Here is a 1,183-nt window from a genome sequence, read left to right as displayed (position 1 = left end):
CATTAACATATTATTGGTCACTCGCTTCGCTCCAGATGCAATTACACCCAATCCAATCCCAGGGAAAATATAGGAGTTATTACATTGCGAAATGTTATAAATCTCCCCCTGATAATTGACGGGTGTAAATGGACTACCTGTGGCAATTAATGCTTTCCCATCTGTCCACTGGATAATATCTGAAGGAACCGCTTCCACTTTGGAAGTTGGATTAGACAATGGGAAAATAATCGGATGCTCACAGTGCTCAGCCATCGCTGTAATGACATCTTTACTGAATAAGCCCGGCTGTCCAGATACACCAATAAGAACTGTAGGTTTCACAAATTTCACTACATCAAGTAATGAAATCGTACTTTCCGCATCTGCCCATTTGGCGATATTTTTTGGATCCTGAGCTAATTTTCGCTGGAAATCTAAAAGATTTGGCTGATTTTCAGTAATCAGACCAAAACGATCTACCATGAAAACACGTTTACGTGCCTGAGCATCTGTTAATCCTTCCGCCACCATCTGGGCAACAATCTGCTCCGCAATACCACATCCCGCAGAACCTGCTCCGAGGAAAGCTACGGTTTGGTCTTTCAGTTGTTTATTAGAAGCATGTGATGCTGCAATCAGGCTACCCACTGCAACTGCAGCCGTCCCTTGAATATCATCATTGAAACAGCATGCTTGATCACGATATTTTTCTAATAGTGGCATCGCATGATGTTGAGCAAAATCTTCAAATTGAATCAGGACATTTGGCCATCTTTTTTGAACGGCATGAATGACCTGATCAACAAAATTGAAATACTCATCGCCACTAATACGCGGTTTACGCCAGCCCATATAGATCGGATCATTTAAGAGCTGTTGATTATTGGTTCCTACATCCAGCGTAATTGGCAATGTATAAGCCGGACTGATTCCCCCACATGCAGTATATAAGGCTAATTTTCCAATCGGAATGCCCATTCCTCCGATCCCTTGATCACCCAAACCTAAAATCCGCTCACCATCTGTAATCACCACGACTTTGACATTTCTACGATTAACGTTATGTAAAATCTGATCAATGCTCTCACGGTCAGCATAGGAAATAAATATCCCACGATGCCGGCGATAGATATCTGAAAAGCGCTGACATGCCTCGCCTACCGTTGGGGTATAAATGATGGGCATCATTTCACTTAAATGA

Annotated in this window: 1 protein-coding gene; it reads right to left on the bottom strand. The window is 42.3% G+C overall.

Features of this window, described 5'->3' with window-relative positions:
- The coding region (locus B4033_RS09105) for an NAD-dependent malic enzyme (RefSeq protein ID WP_286833328.1) at positions 1 to 1,183 on the bottom strand (1,183 nt) is incomplete at both ends.

It is taken from the genome of Acinetobacter sp. UBA3132, from assembly GCF_002364825.1.
GTDB lineage: Bacteria > Pseudomonadota > Gammaproteobacteria > Pseudomonadales > Moraxellaceae > Acinetobacter > Acinetobacter schindleri.
The sequence above is the reverse complement of the archived record's forward strand: the minus strand, read 5'-3'. Positions and strand labels throughout refer to the sequence as shown.